Below are 20,520 nucleotides of genomic sequence, written 5' to 3' on the forward strand. Positions count from 1 at the left end.
TATTAGGTTGCAAAACAGGTCTTGCCTTCGAAAAGTGCGGGCATGTCTGAAGGCAAAAAACAAGCTACTTGGGGTGGACGCTTCTCGGAAGGTCCGGCGGAACTGATGCTGCGCATCGGCGAATCGGTTTCTTTTGATCAACGGTTGGCGCCGTTTGATGTGCAGGGTAGTCAGGCTCAGGCAGCCATGTTGGCCCATGTCGGGATCATTACCGAAGCGGAGCGCGATGCGATTGTGGCCGGGCTGGATGCGATTCTGGCCGAAGTGGAAGCCGGCGAGTTTTCCTGGGATACCGCCTTGGAAGACGTGCATATGAATATCGAGCAGGCATTGACCCAGCGAGTGCCGGCCGCCGCCAAACTGCATACCGCCCGCAGCCGCAATGACCAGGTGGCCACGGATATGCGCCTTTGGTTCAGGTATGCCTGCGGCCAACTCGATGCCTCACTGGCCGCCGTCCTCTCCTCTCTGGTTGACCTGGCGGATAAGACAAAGGAGACGATCATCCCCGGATACACGCACCTGCAGCGTGCGCAACCGGTCTCGATGGCGCACCATCTGCTTGCCTACGTGGAGATGTTCCAGCGCGACCGCACGCGTGTGGCGGCAGTCCGGGAACAGGCCAACGTTTGCCCCCTGGGCTCGGGTGCGATTGCCGGTACGACCCTTCCGATCGACCGTGAGTTTGTGGCCCTCAAACTTGGCTTTGTGGATGCCGCCGGCAAGCCGCGTGTGACGCAGAACAGCATGGATGCGGTGAGCGACCGCGACACCTTTATCGACTTTGCCTCCGCCTGTGCGACGATTGGAGCGCACCTCTCGCGCCTCTCCGAAGACTTTATCCTCTGGAGCAGTGCGGAATTCGGCTTTGTGCGCCTGCCGGATGCCTTCACCACGGGATCCAGTCTCATGCCGCAAAAGAAGAACCCGGACGCCTTTGAGCTCATTCGTGGCAAGTCCGCGCGTTTGACCGGTAACTTGCAGATGTTGCTGACCATGGTCAAAGGACTGCCGTTGACCTACAACCGCGATTTGCAGGAGGACAAGCCGCCGGTCTTTGACTCGCTCGACCAGGCTTTGCTCATGCTGGATTCGGTGGCAGCCTGTCTGCCCGGCGTCGAAGTCCAGACGAAGCGTTGCGCCGCCGCCGTGGCGGATCCGGCCCTGCTCGCGACCGATGTGGTCGACTACTTGGTCGAGAAAGCGGTGCCCTTCCGTGAGGCACACCATGTGGTGGGTGCGCTCGTGGGGCTGTCCGAAAAACTGGATACACCGCTCAACGAATTGCCTTACGATCAAGTGGCACCAATTCATGAAAAACTGGGCGAAGACTGGAATGTGGTGTTCGATCTGAAACGTGCCCTCGCGGCCCGTGAAAAGCCGGGCATGCCCGGGCCAAAGCAGGTCGAAGCACGTATTACATATTGGCGCGATCAGTTGAAGGACTAGGGAGGCCTGCTCCATGCGTCGTTTTGGCGCTGTGGTTGTCGTTGTCCGGCTGGCAACACCGTGTGGCGACTGGGGACAGTCGCCGCTACCTTTTTTTGGGGGGTCTGGTAGGGGCGTGTGTCCCACACGCCATTGCGGGGTTGTCAGTGCGGATCGTGCGCTTAAGCTTCCTTGAAGGAATACGGTGTTGCCGGCGTGTCCTCGTTGATGGCCACGCGGTCTTTCACGACCGGGAGGCTGAGGATGATCGTGGGCTTTTCGTCCGCTTTGCCGGTATAGCTCAACTGCCCCAGCCATGGGTTGGCTTTGCGGGTAAATTGATAGCCGCGCGCCTCCAGATCCTTTCCCAGCTGAAGGATGTTCGATCGGCTCATTCCGCTTCCGGAAAACTCGCAAACCACATGCCCCTGTTCTCCTTTTTCCGGAGCGAAGAGGCAGTCCACTTCGGGGGTATGTTTCTGGATGATCACCAGCAGCTTGGCCGCTTTTTCCATGCGGTGGCGTAGACTACGGGGGTGCATGGAAAATACCTTACCGAAGTTCGAATTTCTTTCAAGATTCGCGTTTTGATTCGAATGGGATATGGATGTAGCTATGATCACGCTACTTGTAGGTACCAACCGTCCGGAGGCAAATAGCCGGAAAATCGCACACACGCTCGAGTCCATCTATCGTGAATTGGATGTACCGGTACGGGTACTGGATCTCATCGATTTGCCGCCTGCCATCTTCCAGCCATCGGCCTATGCCGAGAAGCCGGATGCGTTCAAGCCCTTCGCAGAGGCTGTGTTGCAGGCCCAGGGTTTGCATGTCCTGGTGCCTGAGTACAACGGCGGCTTTCCGGGAGTGCTGAAATATTTCATCGATATGCTGCCGTTTCCTGAAAGTTTTGAGCGGCGTCCTGTGGCCTTCACCGGGGTGGCTGCCGGGCAATTTGGAGCCTTGCGTCCGGTCGAGCAGCTGCAGCAAATCTTCGCCTACCGGAATGCTTACCTGTATCCGAACCGAGTGTTTATTATGGGGGTCCACAAGGTCTTGGACGATGCCGGTAAAGTTGCCGATCCGGAATTGCTGCAACGCTTGAAGAAACAAGCCGCCGGCTTTGTCGAATTCCTGAATCGGTAAATCGAAGCGGGATAAGCCCTAGCAGGCGTTTTGAAGCGCTTCCAATTCCTTCAAATATTCCCAGCTGTATAGTCCGGTGCTGTGACCATCGCTGAATTGGGGCCGGATTGCGTAGTTCCCCATGATTTCCCAATTCTGGATTTTGACTCCGGGGAATTCCCTGGGGGCATGGCCGCCGTACTGGTTGCCGAAGATGTCCTTCTCGCCTTTGGTTTGGGCGCTGGGGGAGTGTTTGCGAAGAAACTCTGCGTGAAAGTAGCTTTCGCTGTTATCATCCCAAAGGATGCAGAGTTCATTGCCGATGAGTTGTATGTTTGTGGGGCGCATGGGGATATTGGGTCTTTGTGCTAAAGGGCTTGGATGCCGGATGCCAGTACCTCTGCAGCTTGGTCGATATCGGGACCTTGGTGGGCCGAGCAGAGGAAGGCCGTTTCGTAGGCCGATGGGGCGAGGTAAACACCGTGGTCGAGCGCGTAGTGGAACAGCTTGTTGTAGTTCTCGGTTGATCCCGCGGTGGCATCGCCATAGTTCCGGACCGCTTGCTCGCGGAAGAAGAGTGAAAACATGGAGCCGACCTGCGGCACTTGAAGGGCAATGCCTTTGCTCCGGGCTGCATCAAGCAGGGCGTCACGGATCCGGGCCCCCATCACCTCAAAGGCGGGATAGGGGTTGACCTGCTGCAATTTCTTCAATGCGGCGATACCTGCCGCCATGGCCAACGGGTTGCCACTCAAGGTACCTGCCTGATAGACTGGACCCAGTGGGGCCAGACAGTCCATTATTTCAGCCCTGCCGCCGAAAGCACCCACCGGGAGGCCGCCCCCGATGATCTTACCCATGGCCGTAAGGTCGGGCGTGATGCCAACGCGTTCCTGGACGCCTCCCAGAGCGAGCCGGAATCCGGTCATGACTTCGTCGAAAATCAAGACGCTGCCATTTGCGGTGCAGAGCTCCCGGAGCAGCTCCAGATAGCCGGGATCCGGCAGGATCAGGCCGCAATTGGCCGGGTAGGGTTCGACGATGATGGCCGCAATTTCGTGGCCGTGTTTCTGAAAGATATCACGTACGGCTTCGGCGTCGTTGTAGTCGAGGACAATGGTTTCGGCGGCAAATGCGGCCGGGATGCCGGCACTGTCCGGATTGCCCAGGGTCAGAGCCCCGGAGCCGGCCTTGACTAGCAGGGAATCCACATGACCGTGGTAGCAACCGGCAAATTTGATGATCTTGTCGCGCTTGGTATAGCCGCGGGCCAAGCGGATGGCGGACATTGTCGCTTCGGTTCCGCTGTTGCACATCCGGACCTTTTCCACCGAAGGCACGATGTCCACGATCAGTTCGGCCATTTCCACCTCGTAGGGATTCGGGGTTCCGAAGCTGGTGCCGGCTTCCAGTGCCTGGGCGACGGCTTCGCGAATGTCCGGGTCGTTGTGCCCATGGATCGCGGGGCCCCAAGTACAGACAAAATCGATCAGTTCCGCACCATCCGCGGTGGTGAGACGAGCTCCTTCGGCCCGTTGGGTAAAGAATGGGGTGCCGCCAACCGAGCGGAAGGCCCTGACGGGGGAATTGACCCCGCCGGGAATCAGTTGCTTTGCCCGCTCAAAGAGGGCTTCGGACCGTGTGTGGGTGTCGTGGGTTTGGGAGCCTGCCATGGCCGCTAATCTCAAGTATCCACCGCCAACAAACAACTCTCAATTCACATACTTTTGGACGATCGGGATACGGCGGCCGACCCCGAAGGCGAGCGGTGTCGTCTTGAGGCCCGGAGCCGCTTGCTTGCGCTTGTATTCATTGAGGTCCACCTTGCGCACAATGTCGTTCACGATCGCTGCGTCGTAGCCCTTTTCGATGATTTCCGCGCGAGACAGTCCGTCTTCCACGTAAAGCCGAAGAATGCCATCGAGTACCGGGTAGGCGGGCAGGGAGTCTTCGTCTTTCTGGTCCGGGCGCAATTCCGCCGAAGGGGGCTTCTCGATGGTATTGACCGGGATGAGTTCCCGCTCGCGGTTGATATACCGTGCGAGGGCATACACCTTCATCTTCGGCAGGTCGGAGATGACGGCCAAACCGCCGCACATGTCGCCGTAAAGCGTGCAATAGCCGACCGCGATCTCGCTCTTGTTCCCGGTGGTGAGCAGGAGGGCGCCGAACTTGTTCGACATCGCCATCATGAGCAAACCACGTGTGCGGGCCTGGATGTTTTCCTCGGTGACATCGGCCTTGTGTCCTGCGAACATGGGCTGCAGGGCTGTTTCCGCGGCATGGACCGCATCGGCGATGGCGACTTCATGGTACTCGATTTCCATGTTTTTCGCCAAAGCGGCGGCATCATCCCGGCTGTGCTGGCTGGAGATGGCGGAAGGCAGGCCCACGCCGATGACGTTTTCCTTGCCAAATGCTTCCACCGCGAGGGCGCAGACGACTGCAGAATCGATCCCGCCACTCAGTGCGACCAGAGCCTTGCCGAAGCCGCTTTTGTGCGCGTAGTCGCGCAGGCCTAGGGCCAGCGCATCGTGGGTGGCCGCATTGCCCTTCAGGTTGAAATGGGGGGAGACGAGTGGCGTGCCCTCCAGATCGACGACGCGGTTTTCCGCCCGGAAGGCTGCCATGCCGGCGATCAGGCCGCGGTCGGGGTGGGCGACCAGGCTGCCGCCGTCAAAAATAAGCTCATCGTTTCCACCGACCGAGTTACAATAAATGGTCGGGCAATGGCAGCGATCTGCCGCATCCTGCACCAAGGGTTCTCTGGCTTCGTTCTTCCCTTCATGCCAAGGACTGGCGGAAAGGTTGAGCAGCAGGTCGAGCTGCTTGTCCGAGAGGAAGGCGACGGGGTCTATGCAATAGCGACGGCTGGTTTCCACATGGGGGGCGGTCCAGATGTCTTCACAGATGGTCAGCCCGATTCGAAGCCCGTTCCACAGGTGGATCGTTGGTGCTTCCGCGGGTTCGAAGTAGCGCTCCTCGTCGAAGACATCATAGGTCGGGAGGAGGGATTTGCGTCCCACCTTGACGACCTTGCCCCCCTCGCACCAAGCGGCCGAATTGTAGAAGGGGCGACCGCGATCGCTCTCGGCGCGTCGCTCGACAAAACCGATCACAGCCGGGACGGTTCCAATTGATTCGGCGATATCATGTAGGGTCGCTTCGCAATCCCGAACAAATCGGCTCTTGAAGAGAAGGTCGCGGGGCGGGTAACCGCAGACCGCGAGTTCCGGGAAGACCACGAGCTCTGCGCCGGATGCAACCAGTTCCTGGTAGGCTTGAAGGATCATTTGACGATTCCCGGAGAGGTCGCCGACGGTCGTGTTGATCTGGGCTATGCCGATTTTCATAAATGTTGAAACAATTGTTCGAGCTGGCACTTGCAAAATGAGTCACCTGCCAAATAGTCACAGCGACGTGGCACCAGCCTGGATCAACTATTTTTCCGATGCTTCGAGAACTCAAGACTTTCAGTATCCTAAGCCTGGGAATTTTTACCTGGGCGATTGCTCCGCTGTCCTTCGGCCAGGGATTACCGGCTGAAGGTGAGGATGCCGCTGTGCCGGAGCCCCTCTTTTTAACGGTTTCCGATGTTGTAGCACGCTTGGAAGCCGCCAGCCCGGCTGTTTTAATCGAAAAGGAAACGGTACGTCGCGCACTCCATCAGAGCTACCAGAGCCGTGCGGCACTCTATCCCAGTCTTTCCCTGAACGTGGAGCAAAGCCGCCAGCAGTATGGGCTCGACTCCACCCGCGACCCGTATGACGGTCCTCCGTTTAACGCCTTTTCGTCACGTGTCACGGGAAACCTCTCGGTCTTCAATACGCAGAACTATGCGGATTACCGCTTGGCGCGGATGGAGCATCGTATCGCGACAATGGACTATGAGGTCGCGCTACAGGACTTTATCAGTCAGGCATTGCAGGTTTACTTCACCCAACTTCGGGACATTCGCCGGATTGAGATCGTGGAAAGCAATCTTGTACGCGAACGCGAGCTGCTTGAGTTGGCCAGACAGCAATATGATGCGGGGGTTGCGATCAAGATCGACGTGACCCGGGCGGAGGTCCGTCTGGCCACGGAGCGCCGTTCCCTGATGGAGGCCCGCACACAGGCAGAGAACTCGATGCTTCAGTTGAAGGCCTTGCTGGATCTCGATCTGGATGGGGCCGTCCTGCTCGACCGTAGCGTTATCGATGGAATCAAGGCACCTCCGTCGCTCAAGCGCTACGGTTCGATGGAAGCCCTGACGGAGATGCGTCCCGAACTGTCAGGCCAGCAAGAGCGCGTCGATCAGGCGATCCTGGCGAGAAAGGCTGCCGGTTGGCAGCGTTTGCCCACGGTCGACCTCTTTGCCGACTGGGGCTACGATTCGGGGGAACCCTTTGATGACAATGAGGGCGAGGCCTGGTTGGTCGGGATCCGGGCAAGTATGCCGCTTTTTGAGGGCTTCCGTATCCGGGCGGAGAAACGCGAAGCGACTGCGGCCGTGCGTCAGGCACAATTTCAAATGACCCGGTTGCGTAACGAGATTGAGCGGGAATTCCGTTATGCCCTGATTGAGATGGAATCGCGCTACGATCAAATTGAGATTGCCCGAGAGGAAGTACGCCTCGGTCGCGACGAGGTGGATCAGGCCGGTGAGCGTTACCGGGAGGGCTTGGCGGACAACCGTGAGTTGATTGACGCACAGCAACGGCTCTCCGATGCCGAAAACAGCCACCTCCAGGCGATTTATCTCTACGGACTCAGCCGCTTGGCTTTTGCCCGGGCCATTGGTTCGGCTCAGAGGGTTCTGGAGTAGCCAGCATAAGCTTCCTGTTATCTGCGAGCTGACTTGGGGCCCTGTTGGTTTTTGCTCTTTTCGGAGCTAACGAAATTGAGTTGTAATCGCCTGGCTAGGCTTTATGCGTTAGTTAAATGAGGCATCAGTTGACGAAATACCCCGTAACCGTCGCAGTTGTGATCCTGTTAATCGCGTTGTACGTCCTGAGCTTTGCCTGTGGCCTGGGCTTTTCCATCGATGCTTCGGTTTTCGGATACTGGGGCTTCTCATGGGCGGCGACCGTCTTAATTGTGGCCTTTTTTTCCCTCAAGCATGAGATTGTCACGAAGCCGTGTCCGCGTCTCAGATTGATTGCCCGTTACGTGATCTTTAGTTTCATCTTCTGCTTATGGGCTGCTCTGGTCATTACCTTGTTTACCGGTGCACCGCTTTCACCCGCCTATCAGGCCTCGGTCGCAGTCTTTCTGTTCCCCTGTGTGGTCATGTTGCTGCCGGGGCGTGGCAGTCGGCGGAAGAGCTCGGCTTCGTAGTCAAACTACCGGCCAACTGGGGCGGTACGCAGAATTATTTTGACCACGCCAGTGTGCCCGGCTTGATGGCTAGGCAATGGCCATACGTTCAGACCGACCCACTCAGCTCCTGCTTGCTTCCGCATCGCCCCGACGGCGTGAATTACTTCAACGGATCGGCTTGGTTTTCAAGGTCTGTCCGGCGGATGTCGAGGAGGACGATTCCGGTATCCACGGTCCGGAACATATGGTGCATCACAACGCAGTGATGAAAGCGGAGGCCTTGGCGGATCAGTATCCCGATTCCCTTGTTCTGGGCTCGGATACGACGGTGGCGCTTGGCGACCAGGTCTTAAGCAAACCGGCTGATCTTGAGGAGGCGGTCGGGATGCTTGAGCGTCTGGGGGGACGTCAGCACACGGTTTATACGGCGGTTTCGCTTCGCTGGAAAGCCGCTAATTTTCAGTGTGACTTTGTGGAACAGAGCCAGGTGTGCTTCAAGCCACTCGACAGGGCGACCATTCTGCGCTATTTCGAATGCGTGAACCCGCTCGATAAGGCTGGTGCCTACGGGATCCAGGAAGGCCGGGAAATGATTATCGAGTCGGTGGACGGTTCGGTCGAGAATGTGATGGGCTTGCCGATTCAGGCATTGGAAGCCTGCTTTAGGGAACACGGCTTTGATTTTCGCAGTCAGTTGTGATTTCGTAAATCATCTTGGCAGACGCATCTACAGACAGCCCGCGCTGGAATCCCTTTGAGGAATACCGGCGTGATCGGCAATGGGTAACGGTTCTCGCACTCCTGCTGGCGCTACTGTTCCATCTGACTGTCTACTGGGTACTGCCGGAACAGGTCTTGAGCTCGCATGCGGTGGAGTCGGATCAAGCCGATCAGGAAGTCGAGTTGACACTGATTCCCGCGGAAGAGCCGGTCACCCCGGATGAGATGCACTACGCCGAAGTCAATCCGGACGCCCCTGAGAACGAGCCGGATAAGACCGACCGCTATTCCTTTCAAGCCCAGCAGGCGGCGGACGAAGCCCCTGTTGAAGACCTCTTGGATGCGCCGAATGTGGAAGGTGACTCTTCAAATATGAAAATTCTACAGGGCGATTTAAGCCCTCCAAGCCCCATTGAACCGGGTGTTTATTCGACTGCCGCGCAAGAGGGACAGGACGAGGGGACCCAAGGTGGTGAGCCGGGCAGCCCTGAGCAAGCCACACAAATGGCCCAATCGCAACCACTCCCAGCCCCTGACTTCATTCAACAAGACCCAGTTACGGAAGAAGGGCCGGGAAGCAGTCCCGATCTGAGCGGCGAGGCATCCGAACGGGTCGAGGGGATCGATCCGAATGCGCCGATCGACCTGTACCGCCAGCAACCGCAGCAGGAAACACCTGCGAAACAAGCGACCGGCGACGGCGGTCAGCCGGAAGCCCGTCCGATGCCGCGGGAACGTCCCCGACTGTCACCTGAATTGATAACCGGCCCGCTTTTGGACTCGCGCGGTTCGGCTTCACGTCGAGGTGCGATTGCACTGGATGCCACGTTTAGTGAGTTTGGCGAGTATGAGCAGCAGTTTTATGCCGCCTTGCAGGTGGGTTGGTATCAGGAAATCGATTTCTTTCAGCCGATCGACACCGGAGCCAAAGTCCTGGTGGAATTTACCCTCCACATGGATGGCAAGATCACCGAGGTCAAGGTCCTGCATAGCACGGCCAGCACGATTGCCACGACCATCTGTGAAAATGCCATTGTGAAACGATCTCCTTTCCGGCCCTGGACAAAGGAAATGGTTGAAGTCTTTGGCGAGAAGCGAACACTGAGGGTCATGTTTAACTATCTATGAGTGAGGAATCCCAGATCTTACCCGAGGCATTGCCGCTTGGGCCGGATGTGCGACTCATTGAGGCCAATAAGGACGGTCTGGTCGCCTTGGACAAGCCGTCGGGGGTGATGTCGCATCCGAATCGCCATGAAGAACGGCATCGTGCGCTTCTGGACGCCCACTATGATTATGAGCGGGAGGAGTTTTCATGGGAGAATGACGCGGGTGACATATGTCGCGCCTGGCTGGTGAACCGTCTGGATTCCCCGACTTCCGGTGTCATCCTGATTGCCTTGAACAAGGAGGTGGCCGATGCGGTGAAGCAGTCCTTCGCCGCGCATCGCGTGAACAAGACGTATTACGCATTGGTCAAGCGTACGCCGGGTGTGCCGGCTGGGGTCTGGAGCGACGTACTGAGCAAGACCATCGTGCGTGGCGGGCGTAAGATCAAGGATGCCCAGCGGCTGCCGGCCAAGTCCCGTTATCAGGTTGTAAAAGACACGGTCGGCGGCTTTCCGGTCTGCTTGCTCAAGCTCATGCCGGTCACCGGCCGCACGCACCAGCTCCGGATCCAATGCAAAAGCCACAACCATCCCATCGTAGGCGATCAGACCTATGGCAGTTTCAGCTTCAACCGTGAAGTGGCAGCGGAAACCGGAGTGAAACGTTTGCTCCTGCATTCGGCGGAGACGACTGTGAATTATGCGTATCAGGGCAAATCACAGCATTTCACGGCCAAGTCCGCGCTGCCGGCAGAATTTGATGCGGTCCTGAAGTTTCGTCCCGGCTTGAATACCGGTCGCGGCACCCGTGCGCCGATGCCGCATTCGAGTTCACGCGCCCTTTCCGGGCGTCGCTTCCGGCGACCGTAGTCCGGGAACGATGGTGCGCGTAAGCGAGTCGGCCGAATTTCGGTTCGAGGGCCCGTCGCTTTCGTGAGCTTGCCTGAGTGACGCCCCGGCCGAATCTCCGTGTGCTTCCTTAGCAGGCTCGTCCCGTCTTAGTCCTCATGCCCGGATCCTCCGGTGGACCGCCCCTCGTTTGCGATCGCTTTCATGCTTCGGTAGTCGAGTTTGCCGCTGCCCAGTACGGGAAGGCTTTCGATTGCGATCCAGTCCCTTGCATTCGGCTTCCACAGGTTGGGGATCTCCAGTCCCTTGAGGAGGGTGTGCAGATCACCGGTCTTATCTCCCAAGGTATGAAGGACGCACAGTTTCTCGCCCTTGCGTGCATCTTCGAGGGCGACCACTGCGAGGCTTTCCGGGCCGGTGTCGAGTGCGTCTTGCAGGGCTTTTTCGATACTGCCATGCGATATCATTTCCCCTCCGATCTTGCTGAAGCGGGAGAGGCGACCGGTGATGGCAAAAAAGCCGTCCGTATCCATTAGACCTATGTCACCGGTTTCATACCAGCCGTCCTTGACCACGGAGGCCGTCAGTTCCGGCTTGTGTAAGTAGCCTTTCATCACGTTGGGGCCTTTGACGCAGATCATGCCCTCCTCGCCGGCAGCCAGCGCTTCGCCGGTTTCCGGATGAACGATCTTCATGGCGATGCCGGGGAGCACGCGACCGAGACGCTCGGGCCGGCTGCCGGTTTCTTCCAGCTTGTCGATTTCGACGTTGGGCAGGCTGACCGCACAGACGGGAGCCAGCTCGGTGGCTCCATATCCTTCCAGCGGGCGCAGGCCGAAGCGTTTCTCGAACATGTCGGCGACTCTCGGCTGGAGTTTTTCCGCACCGGTAAACACATAGCGCAGTGCGGCCAATTGCTCGGGTTTGATTTTGCGGCAGTAAGCAATGAGGAAACTGGGCGTGGTCAGCAGGAGGCTGCCGTGGTAGCGTTCCGCCAGTTTGCCGATGGCGTCGGCTTCGAGCGGGCTTGTGTGGCACGCGGTGGTCAGGCCGCTGAGAAGGGGAAACCACATGGCCGCCGTGTAACCGAAGGAGTGAAAGTGCGGGAGGCTGGCGAGCATCACATCACTACGCTTGGGACCGAGCACAGCACGAAAGGACTCGATATTGGAGAGTAGATTGTGGTGGCTCAGCATCACTCCCTTCGGCTCCGCGGTCGAACCGCTCGAAAACAGGACGGTGGCGATATGCTCGGCATCAAAATCGCCGGCCTTGGACAGGCGGGAGGCCGGTGTCAGGCGCGCGCTCAGCCAGGCCCGTTTCTTTTCGGCTGAACTGAAGCCCGTGAGCAGATCGTCGACGTAAAGGACATTAGCGGGTAGGGGAAGATCGGGGAAACGTTCGAGAAAAGCCCGCGAGGTGATGACGGTATTCAATCCGCATTGCTTTTCCGCCGAAGCCACCAGTGCGGCTGGTGCGGTGTAGTTCAGATTTACGCTGGTACGGAGGTCCAGCGTAATTGCGAGGTTGGACAAGGTCGAAGCGATTCCTGTCGGCAGAAGCACGCCGATATGGTCCTCATCAACTGTCGTGGATTGACGGATACAATCTCTTAGGAGGAGTGATGCGGTCAGGGTTTCTCCGAAACTGAGTTCCTTGCCGTTGTTGTCGGCCAGGGCAAGTTTCTTCCAATTGCGCCGGGCGGATCTGATGAATTCATGGCCGAGGCTCTTGCGATGGCCTTTGAGCAGTTCCCATGCGTCAACCGAGAGTTCGCTGACGGCTTGTTGCACCTCAAAGACTGTCGAGCTGGCGGGCAGGGCTTCGCCGTAATGCACGCTAATTGGATAGCGGAAATCTCGGAGCGGACGGATTTTGGGCATGCCGTGACGGTAGCTGGAGACACTGCCCCAGGCGCCGCCGATGTAGACCGGAATGATCGGGTAGTCCGTTCCCTTGACGATGCGCTCAAAGCCCGGTTTGAAGGGGCGCATCATCCCCGTGCGGCTGAGCGCGCCCTCGGCAAAGATACAGACGAGATAACCGTCATCCAGGGCCTGGCGTGCATTCTTGAGGGATTGAAGCAGCTTTTTGGGATTGTCCTGTCCATGGATTAGGATGACGCCACCGATGTCGACCAGTTTGCGGATCATCCAGTTGGATTTCTCATAGAAGCTGCGGGACATGAGCATGCGGATTCGCCGTTGCTGGCTGGAAGCGATAAGTACCGCATCCATTAGGCTGATATGATTGCACACCAGTAGGGCGCCTCCTTCCACGGGCAGTTTCTCCAACCCGCGTACTTTCATCTTGTAGCAGAACCGGGTCACTAGAAGTACGATGAACTTGATGAAGAAGTCGGGCAGGACAATCAGGCTGACGACGGCAAGAATAAGGAGGCCGATGCCCAGGCAGAGAAAGCCCTGCTGGGCGCTCAAGCCGATGGCTGTATTCAGATAGAGCAGGGCGCTGGCGCTGAGGATCCCGATCCAGCTGAAGAAGGAACTTGTGGCCTTGATGGAACCGACTCGGTCCGAAGGACTGCGGAATTGGATAAAGGACTCGAGGGGAACGATGAACAAGCCGGCGGCAAAGCCAAGTATGGGCATGACAATGATGGCCGCTTTCAGACTACCGGGTGCGATCACGCCGAGAACGACCAGGCTGATGCTCATCAATCCAGCACCGATCGGGACGATTCCGAATTCGATATTGCGTCCGCTGAGCCAGCCTGCAGTGGCCGAGCCCAATCCTATGCCGATTGCGGTGAGAAGAAAGAGGCGGGTGGACTGCTCCGGACTGAGCTGGAGGTGCTCACTGCCATAGTTGAGGAGATTCAGCTGGATAAAGGCTGCAGCGAGGCCAAAGACGGCCAAGGCTGCAACGGCCAATACGAGAAAGCCGTCCTTGCGGATGATCTTGAAGGTGCGGAAGACGCTGCCGAATCCATTCAGGCTGAGATGACGGTCCGGGTGCGCGGGAGTCGATTGCATCTTCAGTGAGGCGGCGAATCCGAGCCCGGCAATGACCAGGCAGGACAGCGCCGCCAAGGCGAATTGCTGGTTGAGGATCAGGCTCAATTCCGGTGCGAGCACGGTCCCGGCGATAATCGCCACAAAGGTGAAGAGTTGTAGCATGCCATTGGCTTTGGAGAGACGCTCGTGCCCCACCTGTTCGGGAATGATCCCGTATTTGCACGGGCCGATAAAAGCGCTTTGGGCTGACATCAGGAACATGGTCAGGTAGAGCAGAAACGCGCTTTCCTTGTTCAGCGCAACAACACCTACCCCCATGATGCCGATTTCGGCTGCCTTCAGGATGACGATCATGCTCCGTTTGCTGAACTTGTCGGCAAAGTTGCCGGCGATCGGTACTATCAGGATGAAGGGAATGGCAAAGACCAAACCGACCGTTGCCAGAATTTTCGGGGAAGCGTCTACTCCATTCCAAGCGACCAGGGCGTAGATCATCAGCAGCTTGAACAGGTTGTCGTTCATCGCCCCGCCGAACTGGGCGATATTGTGCCACCAGAAAGTCTGTGGCAGTTTAATGGTGTTGTTTGCTTGTGTCGTCATAGTGGTGAAGTCGGATTCGGCCTTCACTTTTTAGATGACAACAATATTGTCAATGCGATAATGACAATAATGTTGTCATTGCGATGATTTCATGTATGTCTTAGCTTATGTCGCAATTAAATGCCCACGAGGAAATTCATGCCTTGGCCAACTCGGTCCGTCGTGTTTACAACCGGTTTCGTCATGTCACGGATCAACTGCATGCGCAGACAGGCGTCACCGCACCAAAGCGGACGCTACTCATGGATTTGAGGCGTTATGGACCACAGACGGTACCAGACTTGGCCTCGGCCCGTTTTATTAGCAGACAGATTATTCAGACCCAGATCAACGAGCTAAAGAAAGAGGGGTATGTGGAGGGCCGTTCCAACCCTGAACATAAGCGTTCGAAACTGATCGCCCTGACCCAGGAGGGGGAAGCCTTCGTGGATGCGATGATCGCACGCGAACATGACTATATGGATCAGGTCGACTGGCTGCCGGATCCTGAGCAACTGCACACTTGTGTCGCGGTGCTGGACGCAATCTACGACAAACTGGAGGCCTAAGGGCCGCGCCGTTACAGCGCCACCGTGACCGAACCTGCCGCCTCCCGGGCCTTCTCTCGGGCGGCTTCGATGCTTTCATCGCGGGCGAGAACAACGCCCATCCGACGCTTGCCCTTCACCTCCGGTTTGCCGAACAGTCTCAACTGGGTATCCGGGGCACGTAGAGCGGTTTCGAGATTGCCGAATTGGACGTCCTTGCTTTGGCCTTCCACGAGGATGACCGCAGATGCACTGGGACCGAATTGCCGGATCACGGGAATCGGCAGGCCCAGAATCGCGCGGGCGTGGAGGGCAAACTGTGAGAGGTCCTGGGAAATCATGGTGACCATACCTGTATCGTGTGGACGCGGGGAGACTTCACTGAAATAGACCGTGTCCCCTTTAACGAAAAGTTCGACGCCGAAGATGCCAAAACCGCCCAGTGCATCGGTTACGGATTTTGCGATATGCTTGGCGTTTTCCAGGGCGGTGGAGCTCATTGCCTGCGGTTGCCAGGATTCGCGATAGTCGCCGTCGACCTGGATGTGGCCAACCGGTTCGCAGTAGGCGGTCCCGTCCACATGCCGAACCGTCAGGAGGGTGATTTCGTAATCAAAGTCGACAAAGCCTTCGATGATGACCTTGCCCTTGCCGGCTCGGCCGCCTTCCTGTGCATAATGCCAGGCGGGCTCGATGTCCTCTTCCGTCTTGAGTACGCTCTGGCCTTTGCCCGATGAGCTCATGATCGGTTTGACCACGCAGGGCAGGCCAATGGTTGCGACGGCGTCTTTGTAATCCTCGAAAGTGTCGGCAAAGCGGTAAGGGGAGGTGGCGAGCCCCAGTTCTTCGGCTGCGAGTCGGCGGATGCCTTCACGGTTCATGGTCAGGCAGGTGGCGCGGGCGGTCGGAATGACCCGGGTCACGCCGGCCGACTCCAGGGCGGCTAGGGTGTCCGTTGCGATCGCCTCGACTTCGGGGACGACATAGTCGGGCTTTTCTGCCTCGATAATGGACTGCAGTGCCGCTCCGTCCAGCATTGAACAGACGTGGGCCCGGTCCGCCACCTGCATCGCGGGGGCATCGGCGTAGGCGTCGACAGCAATGACTTCCACGCCATAACGCTGCAGCTCGATGACGACTTCCTTGCCCAATTCCCCGGAACCGCAGAGCAGCACCTTGGTGGCATTCGATGTAAAAGGGGTTCCAATCGTGGTCATTTCGGTAGTCAAAAGGGCCGTGAGGCTTTAGACAAATCGTAAAAACCTATTCCTGTGCACAGACGATAGGTATTTCGATCCGGATGCAGCCGATTAGCGACTGTCATGTGCTATCGTGTTTCTATTCGTATTTTGCCCGTCGCTGCCCTTGCCCCGGATCGAAGGCTTTAAACTTGCCTTGGAGCGCTGAAAAACTTATAAGTCGTACGGCTTAAGTGTTCAGTTCTACGCCCCAACTAACCCCTGATACGATGAAAAGAGTCCGCAAACCAAGCCTTGTTTCCGGCTGTATTTTTATGCTGTCCGTTCTGCCCGTGTCTGCTGTTATCAGCCTGAGTTCGATCGATACATTTGCGGTCAATGTTGAAAATTGGGAAGCGGGGGATCGTCCGCCGACATGGAACAGCGGTTCCGGCTTCGACGGCAGTTCCGGGTATCTCTTTCACGATTCGGACGGGAGTTCCAGCGGAGGAAAATGGCTGATGTGGAATGACAGTACCGGTTCCCAGGATTGGCTGGGGGACTATACTGCAGCGGGTGTTTCTGCGATTTCCTTTTGGGCCAATAACCAAACCGGAGCGGATCGGAACTTCTGGATCAGTTTTGAAGGACCGGGGGGCGATTTCGTGACAGAGGCGATCGTATTGCCGGGGAACGGGCAATGGACGCAATACACGGTGGACTTGAGCTCGCTATCCTATTTCTCCGGGAGCGGGGGGACGGGTAATTTATCCGATACCTTGGGCAATGTGAGCCGGGTTGCCATGTTGGCCGACGATTCCAGTGGAGTTGGGCTCAATATTAATAACAATCTTGGTATTGTCCGTCCAGGGACATCGGTTTCTGAAATCTGGATCGACAATATCGAGGCCGTTCCCGAGCCCGCGACTTATGTATTATTCATGGGTATGTCGATGCTCGGATACATGTTGAAGCGACACTCTCCCAAGCGTTCCCCGAAACCAGTCATCTGAGACTACCGAGGAGCCGCCGGATGTACCTGCGGCACGGATGAAATTGCCGCTGGCTAGTTCGTCGGATCAATCCGCAAACGATAGAATTTTAGCGGTTCTCTGCTGTTATTGCTTAATTCAACATGCAGGCGCCCGTCGGGACCGGCGGTCAAACTGCTTTGTTCGAATGCTTCCGTTTCATCCCATTCGAGGAGGTTTCCGGATTCTTGGACTGCATATGTGTAGTCTTGAACGTCGGGATTGATGCCGAACATGAGGCTGAGGTTGACGCCCTCGTCCTCGTTTGCGTTGCACTTGAGCTCCAGATCGGGGGCATCGGAGGCGTCTTTGGGGTTTGTATCAAAAAAATACTCCAGAAGGTTGATCGCCTGGTCTGCATCCGGGTTGGCCTCTCGATCCAGCTCACCGCCTTCCGTCACTGTATCGGGTTCCAGGTGACGTTCCTGCCAGCGTAGGTAGGCGTCTTTCTGGGGAGTCGGTTCGGCTGACTCGGCATCCGGATCCATGTCGTACGGCAATTCCCAATACTGGGAACCATCGCTGTTGCCGATATAGAGATGGGCTTCGGTGAAAGCTTCCGGGTTGCCGTCCGTCCACAGGTAATGGAAGGGCTCTGCGGCATTCTCGACACTCCGGGGATAGCCGTGTTTACGTTCGCTCTCCCGGGTGAGTGTCATCGCCTTCGTCCAGGTCAGTCCCTGGTCCTCGGAGACCCATTGCTCCATCTCGCCACCTTGGCCCCAATAATGTTCGATTTCAGTTTGGCCGGCGTCCTTTCCAGGAATGTTCCCTGCACCCGTTGGAGCCAGCACGATCCAGCGGCCTTCGGTATCAATGCGCAGGTTGCCCGCAGAGTAGTTGTGGATCAAGGTTGAGCTGCTTGTGGCTGCGGGGGGCATTTGGGTCGTGACCCATTCGCTGCCGTTCCAACGGCTAATCTCCAGAGTGCGAGGCTCGCCCTCCGGTCCCGGTGCGTAGTTGGCTGCCGTCAAATACAGGATTACGGGATAGCCCTGGGCATCGTACACCATGTCCTTCATGTAAACCAAACGGCCTTGCGCTGCATAGTCGATCACACGTGCGGGGTTGTCCGCCGAGTCGAGCGGCAAGGTCAAGATCGTTCCGTCGGCCGCTGTCCAGGTATCACCGAAGTCATCACTTTGCATGTAGTAGAGGTCGGTGCGCTGGTCCACCTGGCCACCGGGATGACGGTTGAAGGCGGTGCCGATGCGGTTGCCGTGATGATAGCTCGTTTGATAGTGACCTTGGATGCCAGCCAGCTTGATTGCATCACTCCAGTTGTGCGCATCCGTGCTGGTTGAGTAATACAACTCGCGTCCGCCCGTGTAGCGTGAAAAGAAGTGGGCGAATCGCTCGTCGCCGTCTCCACTTCCCGGAAGGTACCAGATTTGCGGGTAGGTGAAGGACTCGCCTTCCTCCGGGGAGAGCCGTTCGAAGGATGCGGTGCTGTAGGGTTCCGTACTCTTGAAGATATACCCCATGCGCGAGGTGTTGCGTCCCGAGATAAAGACATAGACGTAGCCGTCCTTGTCGATTTGGATCGCGGCATTGTCGTGCGGATCGTCCACCCCGTCCTTGTCCATAACGGCTGTTGGTTTCGGAACTTGTCCGGTTGCGTGGTCGTACTCCGAGGCCATGATGACCAAATGCTTCAGGTGGGAAGCCAAGGTGCCCCCATAGCAGAAGAATGTCTTGTTCACGGCGGGGGCGTGAACCGCCATCGGACGGTGCTTGGCCGTGTAGGTGGCGAAGCCGCCCGAGTATTTCGGGCCATAGGTCGTATCTTGACCGAGATCAAACCAGATGCCCTTATAGCCGTTGATCTGGACGGGCTCAATTACATCGGGTGGTACAATTAGCAAGTTATCCTTATTCATCGCTTCATCCTCAATTCGTATGCGTCCGATATAGCCCGGGTAGGGGGAGCTTGGTGTTGCCGTCGAGCCAACGGTCAAGGGCACTGCCGCATCATAAAATGCTGTGGGCAGCCCGGAGAATTCGGTCTTCATGAAAGCCTCGTCCGTGCTTAGGTTCTTAAGATAAAAGGTCGCCGTGCCGTTGTTGAGGATCAGTGCCAGGTAATAATCATCTCCTGTGTTCACCGAAAGCGTGGCGATTGTGGAATAGCTGTTGCCGTCCGTACTGTACAGCCAGCGTATCTGGCTCTTCCGAACTCCCAGGACCCAGGATGCATTGCCGGTATTTCGATCCCAATGGGATACCAGCGTCCGTGTCGTATCCTTGGTGGCAGAGGTGCAGTTGAACAATACTTCGATCGTCATCGTGCTGTCGGTCCACACGCTTTCATCCGCAACACTGAGGTAACTCCCTCCCGAAAAGAACGCTGCGCCGCCCAACTGTCCCCCTTTCTCGATCTGTGAAACCGTCGCTTGAGCTTCGGTCAAATCGCGCAGATTCCCGCTGGTGTCGTTGAGGAAGCCGGACGTAGTTTCGAATGCCCAGTCTGCCAGCGTGGCGGCCGGTAAGCTCAGTGCTAGCATCGAGAGGTTTGAAAGGAGCAGGGCTATGCGCTTGCAGGTCTGAATCATGTCCGATGGGGAAAAGCATCGGAGCCTGATTTGTTGCCTGCCCGTCGAGCAAACTCGACAGAGAGTTACACGGAACGTTCGGGGCGGATGGTTCGCACCGTGTCGGCCGGATCCCATTCGCCTTCGACCAGTACCGTCTTCGGCTTTGCGGGAATGCCCCGCTCGTTATGCATCAATTGCGAGTCGACCAGGTTGACGGCTTCCGCTCCGATTCCGACCCAGTCGCGTCGAACAGTCGCCGTGTCTTTCGCATGGAAAGAGACGTACCCCAAATCCTCCGGAACTCGAATTCCAAGCTCGGGAAAGAAATCGTGCAGGGTGTGATGACCGGCATTGATCAAGGCATCGATCCGGTGTTCTGCGAGCCATTGGGCAAAGGTCTCTTTCGATTCGATAGTCTCGGGAAGCAGATGGACGGCTTCTGGCCCGGATTCATACTTCAGCATCGCCAAACTTGCCTCCCAGGCTCGATCGACACGTCGACTGCCCCGATCGGTGATGCAGATGCCGATCGAATGATAGCCGAGTTTGACCAATTCACGGTAGGCCAGGGGGATACTGTGGTACTGGTAGGTGCCCACTCGATGAATCTTAGGTTTCCTTAAAGTGAAGCCCATGGAGGCGATTGCGAATTGATCCCAGTCGAAGTCCACAGTTCGGCAACCGAGCGGCATCGGTGCAAACACAACGCCGTTGATACCTCGGGCTTTCAACATCTGGGTCAAGCGCTCCCTGCCCAACTCCGGCTCCGCGCCCCAGATGATCTCAATCGCGTAGCCCAATGTCTGAGCTCTCTGCCGGGCACCCTTGTAGAGTTCTTGAACCGATTCATCGACCAGAAGCGAAGTCGGGAAATAGTGAACGAAGGCCAGATTCGAGGTTTGTTGCGGCGGCCTGTGATGTTTCCGCGTTTGCATGAGCGCAGACACCAGGGGATTCGGGGTATAGCCCATCTTTTCCGCGAACTCGCAAATCGCCCGGGCCTTTTCTTTCCCGACGCCCGGTGTTCCGCGCAAAGCACGGGAAACGGTCATATGCGAGCAGTTTAGAGCCTTGGCGATTTCACGTATGGTGGCTGGGGGCGGCGGGGGGGGCATTGGAATCAAGCTGTCTCGGCTAAGTGTC

The 20,520-nt window shown here is 57.3% G+C and carries 17 protein-coding genes; 9 read left to right on the forward strand and 8 right to left on the reverse strand.

Features of this window, described 5'->3' with window-relative positions; all coding sequences use genetic code 11:
* Positions 1 to 42 precede the first annotated feature (42 nt).
* Positions 43 to 1,449, forward strand: coding sequence for an argininosuccinate lyase (argH, locus tag O2597_RS04155; protein ID WP_269522932.1), 1,407 nt, complete (start codon positions 43 to 45; stop codon positions 1,447 to 1,449).
* A 161-nt stretch (positions 1,450 to 1,610) separates the two neighbouring features.
* Here the strand turns inward: argH and O2597_RS04160 are convergent, their stop codons facing one another.
* Positions 1,611 to 1,970 (reverse strand): hypothetical protein, encoded by a 360-nt coding sequence (locus O2597_RS04160; protein WP_269522933.1) that lies wholly within the window; start codon positions 1,968 to 1,970, stop codon positions 1,611 to 1,613.
* Between the two features lie 73 nt (positions 1,971 to 2,043).
* Between O2597_RS04160 and O2597_RS04165 the strand changes: the two genes are divergently transcribed.
* Positions 2,044 to 2,574: an NADPH-dependent FMN reductase gene (locus O2597_RS04165; RefSeq protein ID WP_269522934.1), complete on the forward strand. Its 531-nt coding sequence runs from the start codon at positions 2,044 to 2,046 to the stop codon at positions 2,572 to 2,574.
* An 18-nt stretch (positions 2,575 to 2,592) separates the two neighbouring features.
* Here O2597_RS04165 and O2597_RS04170 read toward each other — a convergent pair whose 3' ends face one another.
* Genes O2597_RS04170 through O2597_RS04180 form a run of 3 tightly spaced genes read right to left on the reverse strand, consistent with a single transcriptional unit; the run spans position 2,593 to position 5,906 of the window.
* Positions 2,593 to 2,901, reverse strand: coding sequence for a DUF971 domain-containing protein (locus tag O2597_RS04170; RefSeq protein WP_269522935.1), 309 nt, complete (start codon positions 2,899 to 2,901; stop codon positions 2,593 to 2,595).
* Between the two features lie 20 nt (positions 2,902 to 2,921).
* A complete protein-coding gene (gene hemL / locus O2597_RS04175; protein ID WP_269522936.1) occupies positions 2,922 to 4,226 on the reverse strand; it encodes a glutamate-1-semialdehyde 2,1-aminomutase in 1,305 nt (434 codons plus the stop codon).
* Positions 4,227 to 4,265: 39 nt separating this feature from the next.
* The gene (locus O2597_RS04180) at positions 4,266 to 5,906 is read right to left on the reverse strand and encodes an NAD+ synthase (protein WP_269522937.1); all 1,641 of its coding nucleotides are present in this window, start codon (positions 5,904 to 5,906) and stop codon (positions 4,266 to 4,268) included.
* Positions 5,907 to 6,004: 98 nt separating this feature from the next.
* On the opposite strand from O2597_RS04180, the gene O2597_RS04185 reads away from it, so the two are divergent.
* From O2597_RS04185 to O2597_RS04205, 5 genes are all read left to right on the forward strand, one after another.
* Positions 6,005 to 7,360: a TolC family protein gene (locus tag O2597_RS04185; protein ID WP_269522938.1), complete on the forward strand. Its 1,356-nt coding sequence runs from the start codon at positions 6,005 to 6,007 to the stop codon at positions 7,358 to 7,360.
* Between the two features lie 128 nt (positions 7,361 to 7,488).
* Positions 7,489 to 7,872 (forward strand): hypothetical protein, encoded by a 384-nt coding sequence (locus O2597_RS04190; protein ID WP_269522939.1) that lies wholly within the window; start codon positions 7,489 to 7,491, stop codon positions 7,870 to 7,872.
* Between the two features lie 76 nt (positions 7,873 to 7,948).
* Positions 7,949 to 8,554: a Maf family protein gene (locus tag O2597_RS04195; RefSeq protein WP_269522940.1), complete on the forward strand. Its 606-nt coding sequence runs from the start codon at positions 7,949 to 7,951 to the stop codon at positions 8,552 to 8,554.
* 14 nt (positions 8,555 to 8,568) lie between these two features.
* Positions 8,569 to 9,702, forward strand: coding sequence for an energy transducer TonB (locus tag O2597_RS04200; protein ID WP_269522941.1), 1,134 nt, complete (start codon positions 8,569 to 8,571; stop codon positions 9,700 to 9,702).
* Positions 9,699 to 10,553 (forward strand): RluA family pseudouridine synthase, encoded by an 855-nt coding sequence (locus tag O2597_RS04205; RefSeq protein ID WP_269522942.1) that lies wholly within the window; start codon positions 9,699 to 9,701, stop codon positions 10,551 to 10,553. Before O2597_RS04200 ends, O2597_RS04205 begins: the two co-directional genes overlap by 4 nt.
* A 128-nt stretch (positions 10,554 to 10,681) precedes the next feature.
* On the opposite strand, the gene O2597_RS04210 is transcribed toward O2597_RS04205, so the two are convergent.
* On the reverse strand, positions 10,682 to 14,107 hold the full coding sequence (locus O2597_RS04210; protein WP_269522943.1) for an acyl-[ACP]--phospholipid O-acyltransferase: 3,426 nt from the start codon (positions 14,105 to 14,107) through the stop codon (positions 10,682 to 10,684).
* A gap of 107 nt (positions 14,108 to 14,214) precedes the next feature.
* Between O2597_RS04210 and O2597_RS04215 the strand changes: the two genes are divergently transcribed.
* Positions 14,215 to 14,655, forward strand: a complete 441-nt coding sequence (locus O2597_RS04215; protein WP_269522944.1) for a MarR family winged helix-turn-helix transcriptional regulator — start codon at positions 14,215 to 14,217, stop codon at positions 14,653 to 14,655.
* Positions 14,656 to 14,666: 11 nt separating this feature from the next.
* Here the strand turns inward: O2597_RS04215 and purT are convergent, their stop codons facing one another.
* Positions 14,667 to 15,851, reverse strand: coding sequence for a formate-dependent phosphoribosylglycinamide formyltransferase (gene purT, locus O2597_RS04220; protein ID WP_269522945.1), 1,185 nt, complete (start codon positions 15,849 to 15,851; stop codon positions 14,667 to 14,669).
* A 251-nt stretch (positions 15,852 to 16,102) separates the two neighbouring features.
* Between purT and O2597_RS04225 the strand changes: the two genes are divergently transcribed.
* Positions 16,103 to 16,825: a PEP-CTERM sorting domain-containing protein gene (locus O2597_RS04225; RefSeq protein ID WP_269522946.1), complete on the forward strand. Its 723-nt coding sequence runs from the start codon at positions 16,103 to 16,105 to the stop codon at positions 16,823 to 16,825.
* Between the two features lie 53 nt (positions 16,826 to 16,878).
* Here the strand turns inward: O2597_RS04225 and O2597_RS04230 are convergent, their stop codons facing one another.
* Together O2597_RS04230 and O2597_RS04235 are read right to left on the reverse strand one after the other, a co-directional pair.
* Positions 16,879 to 19,395 (reverse strand): BNR-4 repeat-containing protein, encoded by a 2,517-nt coding sequence (locus O2597_RS04230; RefSeq protein ID WP_269522947.1) that lies wholly within the window; start codon positions 19,393 to 19,395, stop codon positions 16,879 to 16,881.
* Between the two features lie 65 nt (positions 19,396 to 19,460).
* Positions 19,461 to 20,492, reverse strand: a complete 1,032-nt coding sequence (locus tag O2597_RS04235) for a LacI family DNA-binding transcriptional regulator (RefSeq protein WP_269522948.1) — start codon at positions 20,490 to 20,492, stop codon at positions 19,461 to 19,463.
* Positions 20,493 to 20,520 lie beyond the last annotated feature (28 nt).

The organism is Coraliomargarita parva (assembly GCF_027257905.1).
In the GTDB taxonomy this organism is placed as follows: domain Bacteria; phylum Verrucomicrobiota; class Verrucomicrobiia; order Opitutales; family Coraliomargaritaceae; genus Coraliomargarita_A; species Coraliomargarita_A parva.